Origin of the sequence: Paraburkholderia sp. SIMBA_053, assembly GCF_046534895.1 — a bacterium.
Taxonomy (GTDB): domain Bacteria; phylum Pseudomonadota; class Gammaproteobacteria; order Burkholderiales; family Burkholderiaceae; genus Paraburkholderia; species Paraburkholderia caledonica.
This window is the reverse complement of the sequence record NZ_JAWRXU010001119.1, coordinates 1-256: the sequence shown is the minus strand read 5'-3', so window position 1 is coordinate 256 and position 256 is coordinate 1. Positions and strand designations below refer to the sequence as shown.

General features: G+C 60.5%; 1 protein-coding gene. It reads left to right on the top strand.

Going from position 1 to position 256, the window contains the following annotated elements:
- Positions 1-256 (top strand): hypothetical protein (locus tag SB753_RS39115; RefSeq protein WP_410805426.1); only part of this gene is annotated, 256 nt, incomplete at both ends.

The window sequence follows — 256 nt, the reverse complement described above, 5'->3', positions numbered from 1 at the left end:
ACTACTCAGCGGTATCGACCCCTATTACCTCCAGCGTATTCGCCCGCCGGTGCTGTGGTACTTTTTGGCCTGCGCCATCCCACTGGTGATGGTATGGATGGCCCTAGCAGCGTGGCTCTATCTGCGTTGGCTGCTGGCACTTCCGCTGGTGGCGCTTGAATCCTGTTCGCCTTACCAGGCGCTCAAACAAAGCGTGCACTTCACTCGCGGCTGGCACCGCTCTATCGGGGTGGCCGTGCTCACCGTGCTGCTGATC